The organism is Pseudactinotalea sp. HY160, from assembly GCF_009372055.1.
Taxonomy (GTDB): domain Bacteria; phylum Actinomycetota; class Actinomycetes; order Actinomycetales; family Beutenbergiaceae; genus HY158.
Map to the genome: position 1 here is coordinate 1 of NZ_WHMT01000004.1, position 19,673 is coordinate 19,673.

Annotated in this window: 19 protein-coding genes, 1 tRNA gene and 1 riboswitch; of the genes, 3 read left to right on the forward strand and 17 right to left on the reverse strand. The window is 68.7% G+C overall.

Going from position 1 to position 19,673, the window contains the following annotated elements; genetic code table 11:
* From GCG21_RS16635 to rsfS, 11 genes are all read right to left on the reverse strand, one after another.
* The coding region (locus tag GCG21_RS16635) for a hypothetical protein (protein ID WP_227993313.1) at nucleotides 1–254 on the reverse strand (254 nt) is incomplete at its 3' end.
* A 23-nt stretch (nucleotides 255–277) separates the two neighbouring features.
* The gene (locus GCG21_RS05505) at nucleotides 278–571 is read right to left on the reverse strand and encodes a helix-turn-helix domain-containing protein (RefSeq protein ID WP_370517311.1); all 294 of its coding nucleotides are present in this window, start codon (nucleotides 569–571) and stop codon (nucleotides 278–280) included.
* Between the two features lie 672 nt (nucleotides 572–1,243).
* On the reverse strand, nucleotides 1,244–2,443 hold the full coding sequence (locus tag GCG21_RS05510; RefSeq protein ID WP_152818285.1) for a hypothetical protein: 1,200 nt from the start codon (nucleotides 2,441–2,443) through the stop codon (nucleotides 1,244–1,246).
* The gene (locus tag GCG21_RS05515) at nucleotides 2,427–2,684 is read right to left on the reverse strand and encodes a helix-turn-helix transcriptional regulator (protein WP_152818286.1); all 258 of its coding nucleotides are present in this window, start codon (nucleotides 2,682–2,684) and stop codon (nucleotides 2,427–2,429) included. The genes GCG21_RS05510 and GCG21_RS05515 overlap by 17 nt, the downstream gene beginning before the upstream one ends.
* A 29-nt stretch (nucleotides 2,685–2,713) precedes the next feature.
* Complete coding sequence (locus GCG21_RS05520; protein WP_152818287.1) at nucleotides 2,714–3,748, reverse strand: Eco57I restriction-modification methylase domain-containing protein; 1,035 nt, start codon at nucleotides 3,746–3,748, stop codon at nucleotides 2,714–2,716.
* A gap of 2 nt (nucleotides 3,749–3,750) precedes the next feature.
* Entirely contained in the window at nucleotides 3,751–7,137 is a 3,387-nt protein-coding gene (locus tag GCG21_RS05525; protein WP_227993356.1) for a DEAD/DEAH box helicase, read from the reverse strand.
* Complete coding sequence (locus tag GCG21_RS05530) at nucleotides 7,055–7,870, reverse strand: methylase (RefSeq protein WP_152818289.1); 816 nt, start codon at nucleotides 7,868–7,870, stop codon at nucleotides 7,055–7,057. Before GCG21_RS05530 ends, GCG21_RS05525 begins: the two co-directional genes overlap by 83 nt.
* A 154-nt stretch (nucleotides 7,871–8,024) precedes the next feature.
* On the reverse strand, nucleotides 8,025–8,918 hold the full coding sequence (locus GCG21_RS05535) for a hypothetical protein (protein WP_152818290.1): 894 nt from the start codon (nucleotides 8,916–8,918) through the stop codon (nucleotides 8,025–8,027).
* Between the two features lie 268 nt (nucleotides 8,919–9,186).
* Nucleotides 9,187–9,259: transfer RNA gene (locus GCG21_RS05540), tRNA-Ala, on the reverse strand.
* 31 nt (nucleotides 9,260–9,290) lie between these two features.
* Complete coding sequence (locus GCG21_RS05545; RefSeq protein WP_370517312.1) at nucleotides 9,291–9,938, reverse strand: histidine phosphatase family protein; 648 nt, start codon at nucleotides 9,936–9,938, stop codon at nucleotides 9,291–9,293.
* Complete coding sequence (gene rsfS / locus GCG21_RS05550) at nucleotides 9,935–10,345, reverse strand: ribosome silencing factor (protein WP_370517313.1); 411 nt, start codon at nucleotides 10,343–10,345, stop codon at nucleotides 9,935–9,937. Before rsfS ends, GCG21_RS05545 begins: the two co-directional genes overlap by 4 nt.
* Nucleotides 10,346–11,657: 1,312 nt before the next feature.
* On the opposite strand from rsfS, the gene GCG21_RS17210 reads away from it, so the two are divergent.
* On the forward strand, nucleotides 11,658–12,020 hold the full coding sequence (locus GCG21_RS17210; protein ID WP_227993361.1) for a hypothetical protein: 363 nt from the start codon (nucleotides 11,658–11,660) through the stop codon (nucleotides 12,018–12,020).
* Between the two features lie 220 nt (nucleotides 12,021–12,240).
* On the opposite strand, the gene nadD is transcribed toward GCG21_RS17210, so the two are convergent.
* The 5 genes from nadD to GCG21_RS05575 all read right to left on the reverse strand — a co-directional run bounded on the left by nadD (nucleotide 12,241) and on the right by GCG21_RS05575 (nucleotide 17,616).
* On the reverse strand, nucleotides 12,241–12,873 hold the full coding sequence (gene nadD, locus GCG21_RS05560; RefSeq protein ID WP_228759888.1) for a nicotinate-nucleotide adenylyltransferase: 633 nt from the start codon (nucleotides 12,871–12,873) through the stop codon (nucleotides 12,241–12,243).
* A gap of 65 nt (nucleotides 12,874–12,938) precedes the next feature.
* A complete protein-coding gene (locus GCG21_RS16160) occupies nucleotides 12,939–13,085 on the reverse strand; it encodes a hypothetical protein (RefSeq protein WP_153878282.1) in 147 nt (48 codons plus the stop codon).
* Nucleotides 13,086–13,194: 109 nt separating this feature from the next.
* Nucleotides 13,195–14,502, reverse strand: a complete 1,308-nt coding sequence (locus GCG21_RS05565; RefSeq protein WP_152818443.1) for a glutamate-5-semialdehyde dehydrogenase — start codon at nucleotides 14,500–14,502, stop codon at nucleotides 13,195–13,197.
* Nucleotides 14,503–15,236: 734 nt separating this feature from the next.
* Nucleotides 15,237–16,232: an LLM class flavin-dependent oxidoreductase gene (locus tag GCG21_RS05570; protein WP_152818292.1), complete on the reverse strand. Its 996-nt coding sequence runs from the start codon at nucleotides 16,230–16,232 to the stop codon at nucleotides 15,237–15,239.
* A 279-nt stretch (nucleotides 16,233–16,511) separates the two neighbouring features.
* Nucleotides 16,512–16,627: riboswitch (SAM riboswitch) on the reverse strand.
* A 131-nt stretch (nucleotides 16,628–16,758) separates the two neighbouring features.
* Nucleotides 16,759–17,616, reverse strand: a complete 858-nt coding sequence (locus GCG21_RS05575) for an RNA methyltransferase (protein ID WP_152818293.1) — start codon at nucleotides 17,614–17,616, stop codon at nucleotides 16,759–16,761.
* A 93-nt stretch (nucleotides 17,617–17,709) separates the two neighbouring features.
* Here GCG21_RS05575 and GCG21_RS05580 point away from each other — a divergent pair, with 93 nt between their 5' ends.
* Nucleotides 17,710–18,153 carry a hypothetical protein gene (locus tag GCG21_RS05580; protein WP_152818294.1) on the forward strand — a complete coding sequence of 148 codons (444 nt, stop codon included), beginning with the start codon at nucleotides 17,710–17,712 and terminating at the stop codon, nucleotides 18,151–18,153.
* A gap of 48 nt (nucleotides 18,154–18,201) precedes the next feature.
* Here GCG21_RS05580 and GCG21_RS05585 read toward each other — a convergent pair whose 3' ends face one another.
* Nucleotides 18,202–19,071 carry a helix-turn-helix domain-containing protein gene (locus tag GCG21_RS05585; RefSeq protein WP_370517314.1) on the reverse strand — a complete coding sequence of 290 codons (870 nt, stop codon included), beginning with the start codon at nucleotides 19,069–19,071 and terminating at the stop codon, nucleotides 18,202–18,204.
* A gap of 72 nt (nucleotides 19,072–19,143) precedes the next feature.
* Here GCG21_RS05585 and GCG21_RS05590 point away from each other — a divergent pair, with 72 nt between their 5' ends.
* Entirely contained in the window at nucleotides 19,144–19,650 is a 507-nt protein-coding gene (locus GCG21_RS05590; RefSeq protein ID WP_152818295.1) for a glyoxalase/bleomycin resistance/extradiol dioxygenase family protein, read from the forward strand.
* Nucleotides 19,651–19,673: the final 23 nt, after the last annotated feature.

The following is a 19,673-nucleotide window of genomic DNA, read 5'->3' on the forward strand; positions in this document are numbered from 1 at the left end:
TGCGAGCGGTCGACCTCGCCCCAGGCACAGTACAAGTCACCGATCGCGGCCCGTTCCCAGTCCAGGAGCCCATGCAACGGGCTCCCGCCCGGGAGAGCATCGTCCAACGAGGCGCCGGCGGCCCGGCGGGCCTGCCAGCGCGCCACCCGCGAGTCCTCGATATCGAGGATCCGGCACGCCGCTCTGGCCGAGAACCCGCCGGCCAGAGCGTGATCGACCAGATCACAGATGCCGGCCTTGGTGGAGGCGTCCACCCGCGCAGGGACCGGGCCGGCGGTCAGTCCCAACTCGATTTTCCCCGGTACAAGTGCAGTTCTACCGCCTGGGCGGTGATCGTGGCACGCAGCGTCTCCAACTCGGCGTTGGCCTCCTCCAAGGCGACCCGCTCGGGCGTCTTGCCCGGCCGTCCCGGCTTCGCCGACAACGCCGCAAGCGCCCCCTCCTTCGCCGTCCGGCAGATCGTGGTCACCGTCGACCGATCGATCCGCCACTTCGCGGCAGCCTGCGCCTGGGTGAACGTGCCGGCCAGCACCGCCGTGAACAACTCCCACTTCTCGCTCGGCGGCAACACACGCCGAGGCTTCCGTCCATCTTTCACACGAGCAGTAGACGACATGACCATCCTCCAGATGAGTCCAACACGCCCACTTCCCGCTGGGTATAAATCTCCGGGACTTCCGCATTAACTCAGACGCAAGACACCGGCGGCGGTGGCGCTGTCCGATGCAGGCCGGCTAGAGGCGAGCATGACTTCATACGAGCCTGGTCAGCGCCGTCAACGTCTTGTCTGCCCGTCCTCTGGTCGGTGTGCAGGCTGCGCGTCTGCGATCGCCACGACCGATTAGTCGGCCACCGTCGGACCGTTGAGACGCCAGATGCGAGCGGCCGCCAGCCGATGACGAGCCGATTCCGCAGGTCGACCAAGTGATCGGCAACGACCAGGTCGAATGTGCGCACAGCGCCGACGTTCGAGAGCTCGCCGCGATTCTCCACCACCGACCAGAGACGGGCCCAGTCACCACCCTCGCGGACGAACACCACCCATAACTTGGGCGGATCCGCCGGAAGATCCGCGGCCTCGCCGACTGCCGGCTCGTGTACTCGAGGATCTCGTCGTCGGTCGAGTCGCCGTGGATGCCAGGAAGTCCGCTGTCTTCGTGGTCACGCACGAAAGCGTGGCGAATCGCCTGAGAATCAGCCGGGTCGATGCCAGCGCTGAGGAGTATAGGACCGAGGGTCGGGGTCATGGGGCCTTGGTCTCCTCGGACTTGCCGAGCGCCTTCGTGGCGTCCTTCACGAGGTCCGGCAGTTGGGCAGAGTCCACGTCACCGGCGTGCTTGGCGGCGTCACGGTGCGAGAACCGAGATAGAACGTTCCTGACGAGCACCGCGTCACCGACATGCACTCGTGCGCTGAGCCGGACGTCATCGTCAGAGTTTGCGTAGAACGGCGCCAGTGCCTTGAGAGACAACGCGACGTCCTCTGCTGTATCCGCCTCACGGAAATGACGGCCGGACTCACGGAGCAAGAGTGCGCCGAACGCACCGATCACGACGGCCACGGAGGCTCGCAGGATGCCACCACCGACCGAGATGTCGAAATTGTTGGCGATGGCCTCGCTGACGATGAAGTATCCGACGGCCCCGGCGAAGACGAACGCTGCCAGAGCACCCGCCCGAATCCACTGAGCGGCACGTCGCTCGCGTTTCGCCCGTCCGTACCAATCTGCTGCACTGAGATCACCTGCGGCGTGCTCGGCGAGAGCTTCGCCCGCTTTCGTGACAGCGGCGAGCGTACCGATGCTCTCCACTGCCTTGGCGTCGTGCTGCTCGTCGGTGATCTTGCGTTCCTGGCGCCAGACCTCGAGCTTCTCCTGCCATGCCGCACGCATGTCAGCGTCGGCCGACTCGCTCACCTGCTTGATCGCTTCTCGCTGGGTCTTGATCTCGCCTCGGAGCCGCTCGACCTCGGTCCCGACGGCGTCGAGCTCACCTTGCCGTTCCTGGAGGGATTTCTCGGTCTCCCTAACCCGCTCCGCGAGTTGGCCGAGGCGCTCGGTGCGGGCCTGGACCTCCTGGTCGAGCAGGTCGACGTACGCGGCCTTCAGGTCCCTCGGAGGAGGCAGCGGCAGTGCCCTCAGGGCCTGCTCGAGCAGCTGGTACGGCTGACCTCCGTGCTGACGGTTGGTGACGAACTGCTTGAACTGCGCAGTGTCGACGGGCAGCTGATTCAGAGCGTTGCTGAGCTCATCCAATGCGCCCAGATACAGGGCAGGCTGGCGGGCTACCTTCGTCTTCAGCGCCTCGTCGAGCCATTCGACGATATCGAGCCGGGTCTGCTCCGACGCCGCGTCGTCGAACCTGGCCGCGTTCAGCGACTCTCGCTTAAGCCTGAGGGTCTCCCAGACTGCGTGCTTACTGTACCGCTCATAGCCCGTCGCCATCAACTGACTCCTCACTGGCCGCGGCTTGTGCCCCGGTTCGCTTCAACTCAAGCTTCAGGCCGAGTACCTGCGCAACCTTCGCTACTGTCGCCGTCGTGACGTCGTTACCCGCTTCGATGCGAGCGATCGTGGGCCGGGACAAGCCCGAATTCTCAGCGAGCTCGGCTTGAGACCAGCCGTGCCGCTTGCTGGCATCACGGATAATTCCGTCGAAGCCCGAGTTCTCTGATTCTGGCACCATCGTGTCCACTCCTGACGGCAACAAGACAATCAGCTCATCGGCTTGACGTGCGACTCGATGAACTCGATCTCGTCATCGCCGAGCCCGTACTTCGCGTAGAGCTGCTGATCAATCTCTGGAATCGACCTGCTCCAGTCGATGTCGGATGCTTGCGTGAAGTCCTGGAGCGGAACGTGCTTCCACACCTTCGCCGGATTGTGCTGCGTGATCTTCAGGATGCCGAGCATGGCACGAGCGAACTTCGTCTTCACGTACTTGAGGCACGCCTGAGCGTGAGCCTCGTCATCGAACGCCCCGATCGTGATGAAGGTCTGGGTGACGGCGACCTCGGGTCCGATCACATCAGGCGAGGACAGAGACTCCCCCAGGACGCCGGACCCATTGGCCGCGGGCAGCGCCACCTTAAACTTGTCGAAACTCTTGGGGCCGCGGACGTAGTCACGACGAATCCAACGGGAGAACCGCTTGTTCTTGACGAGACCAAGGACCTGACCATACTCGCGGCCGTCGCCGGGCATAGTCGCCAAGTAAAGGAACGGTAGCTGGTCGAAGGCATTAGTACTCACGCGGAACTGAGCATCCGTTGACATGAGGGCGGACGCCTGCGGGTTCTCCTTGTGCATGAGTCCCGTGTAAGCGTAAGCGCGGCCACTCGAAACTGTCGGAGCGATCGATTCGTCGTGAGTGGCGTTGACCTTGTGGAGGATCTCGTTAAGCTCCGGATAACTGGTGAACGTGTCGATCGGCTCGTCGTTACGTTCTTCGTCCCAGTAGGTGATTGCGATCCCGCCCTTGATGTCAGTACCCGGGAAGAGGTCGTTGCTGTTGGGCACGTAGTGCGGGACGTTCAGGTGCCGGTCTGCGAGCATCTTCTCGTTCCACGCCTTCGGAGTGAACCCGGCGTTGAAGAGGAAGCGTGCCGGCGTGATGAGCACGGCCTTGCTAGCGACCTCGTATGCCGCGTCCATGAACTGGTGGTAGACGGGCGTGTCGCGAGTACCGTCACCCTGCGCCTCCTCCTGGTAGGGAGGGTTACCGATCACAACATCGAACTTCTTACCCATGGTCAGTTGCCTTCCGTCAGCATGTCGTCGATCGTCTGGGTCCGCTGCGCGCTGGTCATCTTCGCGAGGTTGCCGACACTGAAGTGACCGGACTCCTTGAGCCACCGCTTGCGCTCGGGCACCCCGCCGGAGACCGCCTCGAGGGTGATCTCGTGGAGGATCTCGTTGTGGCTCATCTCGAACAGCTGCGAGGTGAGGATGTGCTTGAGCCGCTCCTCCTGGTCGGGGATCCGGTCGGCGAGGCCGGTGTCCAGACGGCGCACGAGCTCCATGAGGAACAGACCGGCGGTGGAGAAGAGGTCGGCAAACGTCTTCTCGGGGTCCGTGAATATCCCGGGGTTCTCGCCCTCGAGGATGTCGACCATCTGCTTGACGACCCGATGCGGCGTGAAGACCATCGAGGTCTTCTGCGCCGGGATGTACGCGAAGATGTTCTCCGTCTGCGCATCGTCGAAGTAGTCGGCGAGGGCTTCCTTCTTGTCGAGGAACTCCTGTATCGACTGGTCGAAGACCGACTCGTCGAAGAGCCCGGGGATCGTGGTGACCGTGCCATCCTCCTCAGTGATCTCCTGACCATCGCGCAACATGCGGAACTCCGCCTCGCTGATGCCGGTGATCTCCTCGAACACGTCGTCGGGGGTGTAGTCGTCGAAGTTCGACAAGCGAGTGTCCCGGTCGCCATAGGCCATGAGGAACATCGGGATAGTTCGAGCGAAGCCGCGCAGGTGAGAACGTGCGTCATCCATGGTCTGATCGGCGCGCTTCTGCTCCTTCTTCTTCTCCTCTCGCACGACGATCGTCTCGGTGATCGACTCGGTCGTCTCCGTGAGAAGCTTGGCGACACTCTCGTGGAAGGCCTTCTCCTGCTCAGCCCTCTTCGCGGCGATCGCTGCGGCGTCGACCTCGGTGGCAGCCTCGGCAACCTCGTCAGAGAGGTGCTTCGAGGCGATCTCGTGCTCGACACGCACGCGCTCGTACCTGCGCACAACCTCCGCTTCGGTGGCCCGCTCATCGCGCTCGACCTGCTTTTTGGTCAGGCCGTACTCGGCCTGCAGTTTGTCCCGAGTGTCGCGCGTCTTCTCAGTCGCGAGCTTCGCGAGCTTCTGTGCCACCTCCGCGACGGAGGCCTGCGGGTCGGTCGGCGGGATGTGCTCGACGCTCCACACGGGAGCGCCCAGCTCGGCGACTTTCGGGTTGATGACGGTCTCAAGGTCGACCTCGGCGTTGCCATCGCGGTCCACGTTCGGCATAGGCTCAGGAAGGTCAAGCTCCTTCTTCTTGACCCTTCCCTGCTCAGCGGTCGGGAGCTTGTCGAGGATCCTCTTGACGTGTTCGGAGTGGCGGAAGATCCCGGCGACGTTGGCGAACAGCAGGTTTGACAGGAACCCGCGGCGCACGACCTCGCGAGCCTTGAACACCTTCGGGAAGGTGAGAACCTGCGAGGCGTCGAGCTCGACCATCCGCCCCTCGGCGTCCTCGCCGATCACGGGGAAGAAGTTCAGCAGCGTCCGGATGTTCTGCTGCCGCTGGGCCGGCTCCCCCGAGGGGTTCGGGTGAAGGTTGTTCGCGAACTCATCTAAGATGGTGAGCGTGCGCTCGGGAGCGAAGTCGAAGATGTAGGCGTTCTTCTTCTGAAAGACCCTGTCGCCGCGTTCAAAGGTGCATGGGTTCTGCGCCCGGAACGCCGCCTGCATGTACAGCGCCGGCGAGGTCACATTCGAGAGCATGACGACCGCTGTCCACTCGGGCACCGTCACACCAGTGGTGAGCTGACCGACGGAGAGTGTGATCGTCCTGCCACCAATCTTTTCGGCCTCGGCGATGGCCTCGCGAACCTTAGTCAGGGACGCCTTCGAGGCCACGAGGTCGCTGTCGTCGTCCGCGCCACGCCCGTCGCCGGCGGCCAGGACGACGGTGTACTCCTTGAACACCGGGTGCTTGTTCAGCATGCGTTGCAGTGCCTTCGTCGAGGCCACACGGTCGAGCAGCCAGAACGAGTGCCGGATCTCGTCGCGCAGCTCCGGGGTCGAGAGCGGGTACTTCTCGTTCACGGACAGCCGGTCGAGGAACGCCTGCACGTCAGCCTCGTGCTCGAAGAACCCGTTGTCCTTCGTACGGAAGAACTCACCGAGATCGAAGGCGTAGTCGATGTTCGCCTCGTCCTCGGCGATCGCCACCCCTTCGGCAAGACGGTCGCTGATCATCCGGGAGACCTGGTAGCTAAGCAGGTTCAGCGTGGGGAGTGCCTCGTAGGGGTTCTCCTGGCTCGGGTCGTTCCACTCGGTGCGCGCAGTCTGCTCGTCCTCGTAAGTCCAGTTGAAGATCTGGTCCTGGTCGAATCTGCCCGAGGCTAGGGCCTTGAACGGCGTACCCGACAGGTGCAGTGTCCGCTCGCGAGTGATCTGGTCGAAGGCGACATCGGTCTTCGTCGTGTCGATACCCTCGTGTGCCTCGTCGATGACAAGGAGGTCCCAATCGTACTTCGCGATGTGGCCGAGCTTCTCGTAGCCGCCTCCGAAGTACACCGACCCCTTGAGGTCCTGCAACGAGAGGAACTCGACGATGCGCGGATCTTCGTCGCTTGTGTGTGAAACGTACGATGCCCACTGCTGCCTGGTCATCGTAGGGCGGCCGTTCAGTGACGGGGACTCGGAGACGAAGCGGTAGGTCGTCTGGTGGCCGATGAAGCGCAGGAAATCGTCGAGCCACGAGTTCGCGATCGCCGGACGGTTGGTCACGATGAGCACCCGGCGCGCGTGGAGCTTGCACATGAGGTCGTAGGTCGTGAGCGTCTTGCCGAAACGCGGCTTAGCGTTCCACAGCACCTCGACCTTGCCGTTACCGAACGCCTCTAGCGCCTGGGTGACGGCCGCCTGCTGCTCCGGGCGGAGCTCGTAGTCCTGCTCCACAACACCGGAACTGTCGATCTCGATATTGCCTGAAGCGAAGTCGAGGAAGTACTCACGCGAGCTCTTCGGAGCGCCGTCGAAACGGTGCCACTCGGTCCGTTTGGGCCGGTCGTCGGTCGCCGGGACGCCGTCGCGCTGGATGCCCTGCTGCTTGAGGTAGGCATGGAGGTCGTGGTCGGTGAAACGCCCACCATCGGGCGTCATGTACGTCGCTTTGAAGACCCACTCGATCGTCTTGCTGATCGACAGCTGCGAAGCCTGCTGAGCGATGCGCGCCTGTGCGCCGCCGGCCTGCTCCGTGTAGCCGATCTTCTCCCAGCCGTCGTACTTGGGCAGGTCGGTCGTGCTCCACGAGTAGATCTGCGGCGTGATCTCCCGGAATGTACTGATCTTTGGGCTAAGCATCTGCGCTCGCATTCTTATGGACGTGGTGGACCGGGCACGGCTCGAAGCGGTCGTAGACCGCGAAGTCGAAAGCATCGGCCTCGCGCAACGAATTGAATGTGAAAGGCTCCCGCTTGACCATCGATGGATCATCGATCTGCCGGATCCACCACGAAAACTCGATCTCCTGGCCCCTCAGGGTCCGACCGGTGAGCGTGTCGCCGCGGACGATATTCATCTCAACGATGAAGACAGCAGCACGGTAGAAGTCAGCGCGAGGGCTGCAGCGCGTGCCGTGCGACTCGTGGAACGTCACGAACTCGTTCACGAGAGCAACCTGCGCGTCACGGTGGTTGTCCTCTAGCAGTTCGATCGCATAAATCGAGGCGAGAGCGAACAGGGACTCACGCGACCAGACTGACGAGTCGAACCGTTCCTCGATGGCGGCGAGCTTGCGTTGCAGGATCGCGACGAGAAAGTTTCCGTCCCCGGCTGCCGGTTCCAGGAACGTCTTGTCTACGAAGCCCTCACCACGTTCGAGATCGTCGCTGACGAGATTGAGCATCTGGTCGACCATCGAGCGCGGCGTGAAGACCTCTCCGTAGGTCTTCACACGGTGCCGCGACTTCACCGAGAGACGTTCTATATCAGAGTTACTCATGGTGATAGTCCGTCGGTAGGAGGTCAGCGAAACCGGGGCGTCGTGACGCGGCTGGGGCGTGTCGTCGTCGAGCATTGCGATGGACTTGGAGTCACTGCTCAGCTCTGGCATGGCGGTGCGGGTCGGCAGAGGTGTCGCGACTGCGACCAACGACTCGGCCATGCTCATCTGGTCCTCCCCAATCTCATGCCATCTATCAGAGATATTACATCGGTCGCTGCTCCAGAATCGCGCACTCTCGGCTCGTGTCCGATGAGAGCGAGCACTCCTCGGACACGCGCGTCAGCGCAGCGGCGCCCCGGCCTGGTCTCGCAGCCGAGGTTCAGACCACACAGAGCGTGTGGATGAATCTGATCGCCGACTCGACGCGAATACGCAGAGCGTTCAGCTGAGTGATCGTGAACCGCCCGGCGTGCCCGTGGGTGCCGTTATTGAACTCGCGGAAGAGCCCTAGGACGTTGTTCATGTCCTCCTCGACGAGATCCTCGATGGGGCTCTCGTCGATGCCCTTGCGCCGCAAGAGGAAGCCGACCTTGGCCCGCCGCGTCGGCACACCCTTGTCGGTCCGAGCGCAGTCCGGGTGAGCTTCGGCAACGTGGGCGTCCGGGGCTGCGCCGTCGATCATCGAAATCAGCACCTCACGGGCACTGGTGCAGAAGTGACGTGCGGCGTCGGGGCTGCTGGGACTGAGTGAGAACAGGGCACCCGTCCATCGGTCGACGAGGTCCTGTCCGAACGCAGCGAGTTCTTCCTGCATGCTCGGCCCGCGCAGCTCCTGCTCGGTCGGGTCGTCCTCGGTCGCGCCGTCACCGTCCATGGCGTTGAGCAGATAGGCGCTATTGGCGGCCTCCTCGCTGCCGCGGTCGAGGAGGTCCCGCCCGGCAGGGCTGACGGCCCGCCCGGCCAGGCTCTCCTCTGTCTCGGTGTACGTGTTCGCGAGTGTCTCGACCGACGACCGGTAGGTGACGAAGGTCCGCGCCGCCGGCCGCGAGTTGAGTCGGCGGATCTCCTGATCGAGACGACGGCGCTGGTTCCTAACCTCCGCGTTGTGCGCGCGAGCCTTGGCGTTGTACGTGCGCACCTCGCGGTTGTAGTCGTTCACCGCCTTCTTGACGGCCGCGCTGTGTCGCCGGGCATCACGGTTGTACTTGTCGACCGCCTGCTTCTGCTGGCGCTGTGCCTTGTTCACCGTGGCTTTGATCTGCGCGGGCGTCATCTTCCGAACCATGTCGGACAGTATGCCGATGAGCACTGACATAGCTGGCCACTCACCGGGGAACACCGGGCGCACCCGCTCGTACTGCCGGGTCGACCCCCGCGTGAAACCGCCGATCGTGAAGACGCACGAGGCGGACACGAACACACACGGATCGCTACGACATGCTGTTGATGCGCTACGCTCACGGCGACGTCGGGTCTCCGCGCCAAGAGACGATCAGAGGCCGCCTTCCCCTTCGGGAAACGACCTCTGACCAGGTGTTTTGTGGAGCTAAGGGGATTCGAACCCCTGACCTCTTCCATGCCATGGAAGCGCGCTACCAACTGCGCCATAGCCCCGTGCGGGTTGCCCTCGCGGGCAGGCTCTACTCTAGACGATCCTGCCCGCCGATGTGAAATCCCGAACCGGCACCCCGACGTTGTGGCCCGTGAGCCGCCACGCCGGCTGCCCGCCGTAGGGCTGCAGCGTGGACCAGTGACAGTTGCCCAGACCCGCGATTCCGCGCCATCCCTCGGGGTTCTGCCCGAGCAGCGCGGTGATCCCGGTGGCGATCGCGGCGCCGTGGGCCACGAGCACGACTGTGTCCGACCTCTCATATCGTCCGGCGATCTCACCGACCGCCGCCACGAGTCGCTCCCCGAGCTCCTCGCGCGACTCGGCGTCGATGCCCTCGGGGTGGGCACCCCGGCGCCACTGCGCGAACGCGTCGGGCCACTCGGCCCGCATCTCGGTGTGCGTGCGGCCCTCCCAGATCCCGAACGAGCGCTCGCGCAGCCGCTCGTCCGTGGTCACGTCGAGCCCGGTCAGCTCCCCGAGGGCCCGGCCGGTCTCGACGGCCCGCGACAGGTCCGAGGAGACGATCGCCGCCGGCTCGAGCAGCGCCAGCTGCTCCGCCGCCACGGCCGCCTGGGCCCGGCCCACGTCGTTCAGGGGGATGTCGATCTGCCCCTGGAGCCGCCCCTCGGCGTTGTAGTCGGTCTGTCCGTGCCGCCACAGGATGACCGTGCCGGCGCTCACGCCTCCTCGCGCTGTCCCACCGGATCGTCGGCGGCCGCCGCGATCCCGGACAGGTCGGGCAGCTCCACCACGGGGCAGTCCTTCCAGAGCCGCTCGAGGGCGTAGAACTCCCGGTCCTCGGCGTGCTGCACGTGCACGATGATGTCACCGTAGTCCATGAGCACCCAGCGGGCCTCGTTCGTGCCCTCCTTGCGCACGGCCCGCGCCCCGGCGAGGTGCATCTCCTCGTCGACCGCGTCGACCACCGCGCGCACCTGCCGTTCGCTCTCGGCGCCGACGATCACGAACACGTCGGTCAGCACCAGCCTGTCCGCCACGTCGAGGGCCACGATGCCCTCGCCCTTCTTCGCCGCCGCTGCCTGGGCGGCACGGACCGCCAGCTCACGGGCTCGTTCATCTGCGGGCACGGTTCTCCTTCTCGGTCATGTCATTCTCCACATCTCGATCGGCCCCGCGGCGCCGCTCTCACCGGAGAGCCCGCCCGTGGCCACGTACCACACGAGCATTCCGAGCACGACGGCCACCGCCAGGATCACCAGCCATTGCAACACGACGAGCCACCTCGGCGACCCCTCGTCGTCCTCGTCCTCATCGCCTATGGACGACGCCTCCGCGCCCGCCGTAGCCTCCTCCGCCGTCGCGGGGGTCGGGCCCGGCTCGTGGCCGATGGCGGCGAGCGTGGCCGTGGCGGCCGAGCCGATCGATCCGACCGAACCGACGGCCGCCCACTCGGGCCGGACCGGGAACTGCTCGCCGGTGTCGTCCTCCCCCGCCACGACCTCGTCGATCGAGCGCGGCTCGGCGCTGCTCCCGGACGGCTCCTCGGCCGGCTCGTGCGCGCTGCCCGGCTCGGGAACCGGGGCCCCGGTCGGGGTCACGTCGTCGGTCACGACCGCCCCCGTCGCGGTGCTGTGCCAGTGCACGGGCGAGGCGCTCTCGGCGACGGGAACGTCCTCTTCACCGCTCAGGGCGGGCACGGAAGCGGTGTAGACGGACCTGCGCGGGGTGCCCGGCACGGCGCGGGTCGCACCCGTCGGGTCCTCGCCGAGTGCGATCGCGCCCGTCGCGGGCCGAACCACCGGACGACGCAGCGTGCGTTCCGGGGCCGCCTCGGCCAGCCGCGCGGCGGCGTCCGGCGGCGGCACGTCCCGATAACTGACGCGGCGCGGCGGCCTGCTCTCGTCCGGGGTCGGCGCGGACACCGACGCCCACTGCGGCGTGAAGGTCTGCGTGCTCTCCTGCTCCTCCTCGGCCGGACTCGGGGCCGGGGCCGAGGACTGGCTCGGGGTCGGGGTCGGGCTCGGGGTCGGCGCGGGCTCGGGGTCCGGCCGGGATGGCTGCGCGGGCACCAGGCCCGGCGGCGGGGTGGCGCCGAACGGGCCGGTGCGCAGGGCCTGCACGCTCGAGTAGCTCGGCCGCTCCGCGCCCGCGTGCGCCGCGGACGGGGAGCCGGCCCCACTCGAGGCCGCCGGGGACGCATCGGCATCGGCAGTCGCGGCACCTGCAGCCGCGGCCGCGGCGGCCGCCTGCTCACGCAGCTCCCGCCGGGTCAGGGCCCGCCCGGCCGAACGACCGGGCTGCGCGGCCTGACCGGGATGCGCGGACTGAACGGGACGAGCGAGGCCAGACCGCGCGGCCGGTTCCTCCCGCGCCGCGTCCTCCGAGTCCTCTGAACCAGCGGAGCCGACTGAACCAGTCGAACCCGCCGAGGCCACCGAACTGACGGAACTCGCGGAACCGGCCGAACCGACAGAACCAGTCGAGCCGACAGAACCGGTCGCACCGACAGAACCAGTCGCACCGATAGAACCCGCCGAACCGACAGAACCGGTCGAACCGGTCGAAGTGGCCGAACCGGTCGAGCCGGTCGAAGTGGTCGAACTGGTCGAACCGGTCCAACTGGTCTCACCGGTCGAACCGGCTGAGCCGGTCGAAGTGGTCGAACCGGTCGAACCGGCTGAGCCGGTCGAACCGGTCTCACCGGTCGACGTGGTCGACGTGGCCGAGTCGGTCGAGCCTGCGCCCGTGGGGCGTGCCGGCCCGGCCGCCGACTCGTGCCCGGGTGAGCCCCCGGGAAGGTGACCGGTCCGCGCGGCGCGAGCTGCGACGTCCCCAAGCTGGAGCGCGCCCGAGGCGATCGCCTCGTCCCGCGCGCGGATCTCCCGCCGGGTGAGCGGCTGCTCGCGGGCCCGCTCGATGGCGCGCTCGGCCTCGCGGCGGCGGCGGCGCTCCCCGAGGGCGGCCGTGTCAAGGTTCTCGAACTCGCCGGTGCCCTCGCCCGGGCTGCCGGCCGAATGCGCGCTCATTCGCCGACTCCGTGGGTGAAGGTCGAGGCGTCGCGGTAGAGGCCGTGCTTGGCGATGTGCTGCACCACGCCGTCGGGCACGAGATACCAGACCGGCTTGCCGGCGGCCACGCGGGCGCGGCAGTCGGTCGAGGAGATCGCCATCGCGGGGATCTCGAGGAGGGAGTATTCGCCCTGCGGCAGCCGGTCGGTCTCCACCGTGTGGCCGGGCCGGGTGACGCCCACGAAATGGGCGAGCGACCACAACTCCGTGGAGTCCTTCCACTGGAGGATCTGATCGAGGGCGTCGGCGCCGGTGATGAAGAACAGCTCCGCGGCCGGGTACCGCTCGCGCAACTCCCGCAGGGTGTCGATCGTGTACGTGATGCCGGGCCGGTCGATGTCGACGCGGGAGACCGTGAAGCGCGGGTTCGAGGCCGTGGCCACGACCGCCATGAGGTAGCGGTGCTCGGCGAGCGTGACCTGGCGGTCGAGCTTGAACGGCTGCGCGCCGGTGGGCACGAACACCACGACGTCGAGATCGAACTCGTCGGCGACCTCGCTCGCGGCCACCAGGTGGCCATGGTGGATCGGATCGAAGGTCCCGCCCATGATCCCGATCCGCTGCGGTTCGTGAGCCGCTGCAATCACCGGCCGCGCCTCCGGCCGGTCACGCTACTGCCGGCGTCGTCGACGCCTCGATGGTCCCGGTCATGTCAGCGACGGCGGGTCCAGACCGACCGGAAGGCCACCGTCACCATCAGCAGGAAGATGAGGATTGCGAACGCGGCGATCCCGTAACCGAGCGCACCGAAGCCCTCCGACGATTCGGCGGCCATGAGGGGTACGAGCGAACTGCTCATGAAGGGTCCTTTCACCCGTGTCCAAGTCCGCTGCCTATTCTCGCACGTTTCGCCGGACACGGGGGAACCCGGCGGGCGGGTGCGGCCCCGATCACGGGCGCGCCGGGCGTCAGGCCCGGATGTGGCCCTCGCCCTCGACGATCCATGTGCTCGTCGTCAGTGCCTCGAGCCCCATCGGGCCGCGGGCGTGCAGCTTCTGGGTCGAGATGCCGATCTCGGCGCCGAGCCCGAGCTCGCCGCCGTCGGTGAACCGGGTGGAGGCGTTGACCATGATCGCGGCCGAGTCGAGCTCGGTGGTGAATCGGCCGATCGCGCGCACGTCGGTGGCGCAGATCGCCTCGGTGTGGCCGGAGGAGTACGTGCGGATGTGCTCGAGGGCCTCGTCGATGCCCCCGACCACCTTGACCGCGAGGTCGAGGGAGAGGTACTCGCCCGCCCAGTCCGCCTCGGTGGCCACGTCGACCGGGCCGTGGGAACTCGCGTATTCGGCGGCGCGGGCATCGGCGTGGATGCCGACCCCGGCGCGGCTCAGGTCGGTGAGCACCCGCGGCAGGAACTCGGCGGCGACGTCGGCGTGCACGAGCAGGGTCTCGGCGGCGTTGCACACGCTCGGGCGGTGGGTCTTGGAGTTCATCGCGATCGCCACCGCCTGGTCGAGGTCGGCGCTCGCGTCCACGTACACGTGGCAGTTCCCGGTGCCGGTCTCGATCACCGGCACGAGGGAGTCGGTGATGACGGTCTGGATGAGCCCGGCTCCCCCGCGCGGGATGAGCACGTCGACGAGCCCGCGGGCCCGCATGAGCTCGCTCGCCCCGGCCCGGCCGTAGGCGTCGATCGACTGCACTGCGGTGCGCGGCAGGCCGAGCTCGGTCAGCGCGTCGCCGAGCACGTCGACGATCGCGACGTTCGACTGCTGCGCCGCCGAGCCGCCCCGCAGGATCACGGCGTTGCCGGACTTGAGGGCGAGACCGGCGGCGTCGACGGTCACGTTCGGGCGGGCCTCGTAGATCATGCCGACGACGCCGAGCGGCACCCGGACCTGGCGGATGCGCAGCCCGTTCGGCAACCGTTGGCCCGAGACGACCTCCCCGACGGGGTCGGGCAGCGCCGCCAGCTCCCGCAGCGCCCCGGCGATCGTCTCGATCCGGGCGGGGGTGAGGGCGAGCCGGTCGAGCATCGACTCGCTCATCCCGGCGGCGCGTTCGCGCTCGACGTCGCGGTCGTTCGCCTCGATGATCCGCGCCGTGGCGGCCACGAGCGCGGCGGCCAGCGCCTCGAGGGCGTCGTCCTTCTCGGCACGGGTGAGCCGGGCGAGACGGCGGGAGGCCTCCTTCGCAGCGACGGCGATCCGGGTGATCGCGGCGGCCGTGTCGACGGGGCCGGTGTTCTCGGTGGTCTCGGTGGTCTCGGTGCTCATCGTGCTCGATTCGTGGTCAGCGCTGGCCTGGGCAGTCATGGCCCCAGTCTACGGACCCGGGGCACCCGCCGTCCGGGCTGCCCGCTCAGTGGCGACTCGCCGGCCACTCCGGTGCTGCCTCGGCGCCTCGGCGCCTCGGTGCCCGCTGCCTCGGTGCCTCGGTGCGGACCACTCGGTGCGGGGAAACTCGTTGCTCCTGCACACCGGCGATCTACCCCGCACGACGAGTGGCCCGCGCCGGCCCGCGATCCGGGGAAATTCCCCCGTCGCTCACACCAACAAGTTTCCCCGCAGGACCAGGGAACCCGCCGCCGCACCGTCAACAGCGGTGCCGCCGCGGCGCGGGGAAACTTTTGGGTCCCTCGCACCAGCGAATTTCCCCGCACGACCAGTGGCCCGCGCCGGCCCGCGATCCGGGGAAATTCCCCCGTCGCTCACACCAACAAGTTTCCCCGCAGGACCAGGGAACCCGCCGCCGGACCGTCAACAGCGGCGCCGCCGCGGTGCGGGGAAACTTGTGCGTCCCTCGCACCAGCGAGTTTCCCCGCAGGACCAGAGAGCCCGCGCCGCCCGTTAACAGCGGTGCTGCCGCGGTGCGGGGAAACTTTTGCGTCCCCCGCACCAGCGAGTTTCCCCGCAGGACCGGGAAACCCGCGCCGGCCCGCGATCCGGGGACGTTCCCCCGTCGCTCACACCGACGAGTTTCCCCGGACGGCGGCGCGCGGCGACCAGGCTCAGGCGGCGACCGGGGAGCCGGCGCGCTCACGGGAGGTGCGCTCGGCGGCCGCGAACTCCGCGGGCACCGGGGCGATCTGGCTGCGCAGGCCCCGGGCGCGCAGGTCGGGCAGCACCTCGGACACGAGCGCCACGACGTCGGTCGGCACCGACGCCGGGATCACCGCGAAGCCGTCGGCCGCGCCGGCGCGCACCCAGTTCTGCCACAGCCGGGCGAGCTCGTGGGCCGGGCCCGCGGTCCGCAGCAGCCCGTCGGCGGGCGCGAGCCCGAGGTCGCGCAGCAGGTCTGCGCGGGCCTGGGCACGGGCCGCGTCCGGCGCGATGAGCGTATGGACGTCGACCAGCACCTTGATCTCATCGGCGTCACGGCCCCAGTCGCGGGCCGCCGTACGCAGGGCGGCCCGGAGGTTGCGGGCCTCCTCCACGGAGTCGACACGCAGCCGGGCCACGTCGGCGCGGGCGGCGGCGATCTCGACGTCGACGTCGGATCCGACGCGCACGACCACGGCCGGGGCCGGGCCCGATGCGACGGCTCCCGTGCGCCGGCTGACCGCCGGGGACCGGAGTTGCTTCACCACGGCGTCGACGCCCCCCGGCAGGGCGGTGTGCGCGGCGGGCGACTCGACCTGCCAGCCGCCGCGGCCCGCCGTCGACCGGTGCAGGCTCGCGACCGCGGAGGCGACCTGGTCGTTCGGGGTGACGCCGAGGGGCACGCTCGCGGCGATGACCGCGGCCGCGGTGTGGTTGCCGAGACGGGAGGCCGCGAGTGCGCCGTCGAGCCACGCGTCGCGCCGCCGCCGGCCGCCGAGCCGGAAGCTCGAGTCGAGCGTGATGAGGTCGACGCCGGCCTTGTCGGCGAGGGCGGACAGGCCCGCGAGCCGGCCCATGACGAACAGTTCGGTCTCCGGGTCGTGATCGCGCTGCCACGCCACGGGGGCGCCGGCGCCGGTCAGGTCGAGGGAGACGATCGAGGTACGAGAAGAGAAGTTGGCCATGACAACGCCTTCGTGAAGGTCGTAGGAGAAAGCGCTCGGGTGGCCGGGCACGCAGATCGTCTCACTCGATCCGCACGTGTGCCTGCCGTCATCCGAGGGGTGACGCCGAAGGGGCGGGAGCCCGAGGCGTCGGGCGGGTGGCTCAGCGGGCCGGGCAGCCCATCGCCATGACCGTCATGTGACACATGTGCATGCAGTACGAGGAGCGCGTCGATGCGACCGTGTGTACCTGGACCTGCGACATGTGCTTTTCCTTCTCCTGGTGCCAGGATCTCTGGCGGGTTGCGCTTGCCCGTTCACCGGTGGTGGCGGACCTGGTCGTCACCCGGGGCACCCCACCGCGACTGGAGGGTTGCCGGTCAGCTAGCCGGGGCTTCGTGCTGACACTCAAGACCTGAAAGAAAATGTATGGCCGATCACGTGACGTGTCAAGTAATCGACAGTGGCGGCCGTCACGCTCACGCGGCGATCGCGCGAGCGGGCGTCATGCGTATGGACGGCGCCCGCTCCCCCGCCGAGGCGGGCGTCAGTCGCGCTGGGCGCGGGCGGAGGCGTAGAGGCACAGGGTCGCCGCCATCGCGAGGTTGAGGCTCTCGGCCTCCCCGTAGATGGGGATGCGCACGACGGCGTCGGCCGCGTCGAGGACGGGGCCGATCAGGCCGTGGGCCTCGTTGCCGAAGAGCCACAGGGTGGGGCGGGTGAGGTCGATGCCGACCTGGGGGGTGTGGTGGTGGCCCCGCTCGGCCGCCTCTGCGGAGGCCACGGCGGCGAGGTCGTCGAGGCTCACGTCGCCGGCGCCGCTCGCGGCGAGCACCTGCAGGCCGGCGGCCCGGGCGGTCTCGATCAACTCCTCGGCGCGCGCGCCGGTGGCGACCGGCAGGTGGAACGCGGACCCGGCGGAGGCTCGCAGCACCTTGGGGTTCTCGACGTCGACGCTGCCGGCGGTGAGCACGACGCCGTCGGCTCCCGCGGCATCGGCGGCCCGGATCACGGTGCCGGCGTTCCCCGGGTCGCGGGCCTCGACCAGGGCCGCCACGAGTCGGGGCGACCGGTCGCCGGCGCCCTCGAGGATCGCCTCGAGCGAGTGCGCGTCGCTGCTGAGCACGGCCACGAGGCCCTGGGCATCGGCGCTCATCGCGTCGATCACGTCCGGGGAGCACAGGTGCACGTACAGGTCGTGGCGAGTGGCGTCGTCGAGGATCTCGGCATGACGCTGGGAGGCCTCGACCGACAGGTACACGTCGCGGACCAGGCGCGGGGCGTGCCGCACGGCCTCGCGCACCCCCTGCGGCCCCTCGACGAGGAAGGCGCCCTGACGGCGCCGGCCGGAGCCGGTGGCGAGCGCACGGATGCGGCGGACGCGGTCGGCCTTGGGGTTGGTCATCGAGGGCAGCACATGACCATCATGACGCATCCGCACCGAGCCGGCGGCGCTAACCTGGTGCGGACACGTCTGCGCCCACGACCCGGGGGAACCATGTGGATCCTCATCCTGATCCTCGCCTACCTCGCGGCGCTCGTCTTCATCTGGCGCGGCTGGGGCGTGCTCGCGCGGATCGGCTGCTACGCCGGGCTCCACCTGCTCGCGGCGCCCGCATGGATCCTGCTCATCATCGCCGCCGTCGACGGGAACAACGACACGATGCAACGGGCGACGCGCATCTACCTGCTCGTCGTCCTGATCGCGTTCATCGTGGCGAGCGTGCTCGCCCGCCCACGCACGCTGGAGCGTCAGGCCCGCTACCGGGAGGCCATGCGCGAGGCGGTCGAACGCCTCGGCCGTGACATGCCCCACGGCACCCCGTTCGACCCGCCGGGTTTCGGGGGTCGGGTCATCACCGACCCTCCCCCGCCGGCGGGGCCGCCGAACGGGCGCGGCAGCACCTCGCCGCGGTCACCGGAGGACGGCACGGACGCCTGAATCCGCGGCCGTGACCCGGCAAGACCCGGCAACGGCGGGCACCTGCCGTCAGCGACTGCCGCGGCGGTAGGCGCCGGGGGCGAATCCGAGCACGGTTCGAAAGTCGGCGCCCAGGTGCGCCTGGTCGGAGTAGCCGAGCTCGGCGGCGATCTCGGCGATCGTGACCTCCCGGTGCTCACGCAGCCGCAGGGCGGCCTCCTGCAGGCGGTAGCGCCGGATGACGGCCAGCGGCGGCAGCCCAATGAATCGCAGCGAGAGGCGCTGCACGCTCCGGGTGGAGAGACCGAGGAGGCGGGCGAGTCGATCGACGTGCACGACCTCGCGGTCGGTGCGGATCAGCTCCTCGAGCTCGTTCGCGGTCAGGGCCGCGGGATCGGGCGGGGCCGCGTGCTCGGCCAGCCAGCGGCCAAAGGCGCCGGCGGCGCGCTCGTGCCGGCCGGCCGCCTCGGGCACCCCGGGTACATAGTGCCGGCCGGGTACATCGGGCGGGTCGGCCCCGACCATCGCGTCGCTCACCGCCCCGGCCAGGCCCGGCGCGTCGAAGGGCACCTCGAGGTCGCGCAGCTCGGCGGGCGAGAGTCGAAGGGCGCTCACGCCGCCCGGTCGCAGGAGCGCGCCCACGGCCCAGCCGCTCCCGCTCAGCTCGCGCTGGGAGATCCGGGTGGTCGGGCCGGTCAGTCCGACCGTGGCACCGGCATCCCCACCGCGGGCCGGCCCACCGCTGCCGGCCTGCACGGTCAGGTTGCAGGCGGGGAAGGGCAGGACCTCCTGGTGGGACGTCTCCCCCGGCGCCAGCCTCCATTCGGGGATCCAGAACCAGCGCGCGAGGTCGGCGAGTTCGGCGGGAGCGGGCACGCGGTGGAACTCGGGCAGCCCGGAGGGGAAGAGGATGCCGCGGGGGTCGAGCTCGCCGGTCACGGACACCTCCCCGGTCGAATCATGTCGCGAATCTACAAGTTCTCGCCGTGCACCGCGGATTAGCGTTCCTGCATGAGCGAGAGAATGACGGCGCCACGGGGCGTCACCGGTGCACACACTACTGACGGCGTCCCCCACAGCGCCACGAGCCTCACCCCGTTCCTGGCCGTGCCGGGGGCGGCGAAGGCGATCGAGTTCTACTCGGGCGTGTTCGGCGCCCGGGTGGTCGACGTGACCGAGATGGGCGGGGTCGTCGTGCACGCCGTGCTCGACTTCGGGCAGGGCCTGCTGCAGTTGGGGGAGCCGAGCCCGGCCTACCACCTCGTCCCTCCCCCGGCCGGGGACGACGCCTGCTATTCGATCGGGCTGTACTGCGCCGACGTCGACGCGGTGGCGGCCCGGGCCGAGGCGGCCGGAGCGACGGTCCGCGAACCGGTGGCGACGTTCGTCTCCGGGGACCGGTTCGCCTCGATCCGCGACCCGTTCGGGGTGCGCTGGTCGATCATGACCCGCGTCGAGGACCTCTCCGACGCCGAGTCCGCGGCCCGGGTCGCCGCCTGGGCCGCCGAGCAGGGCTGAGCCGCGCCCGGCGGGCGGGATCG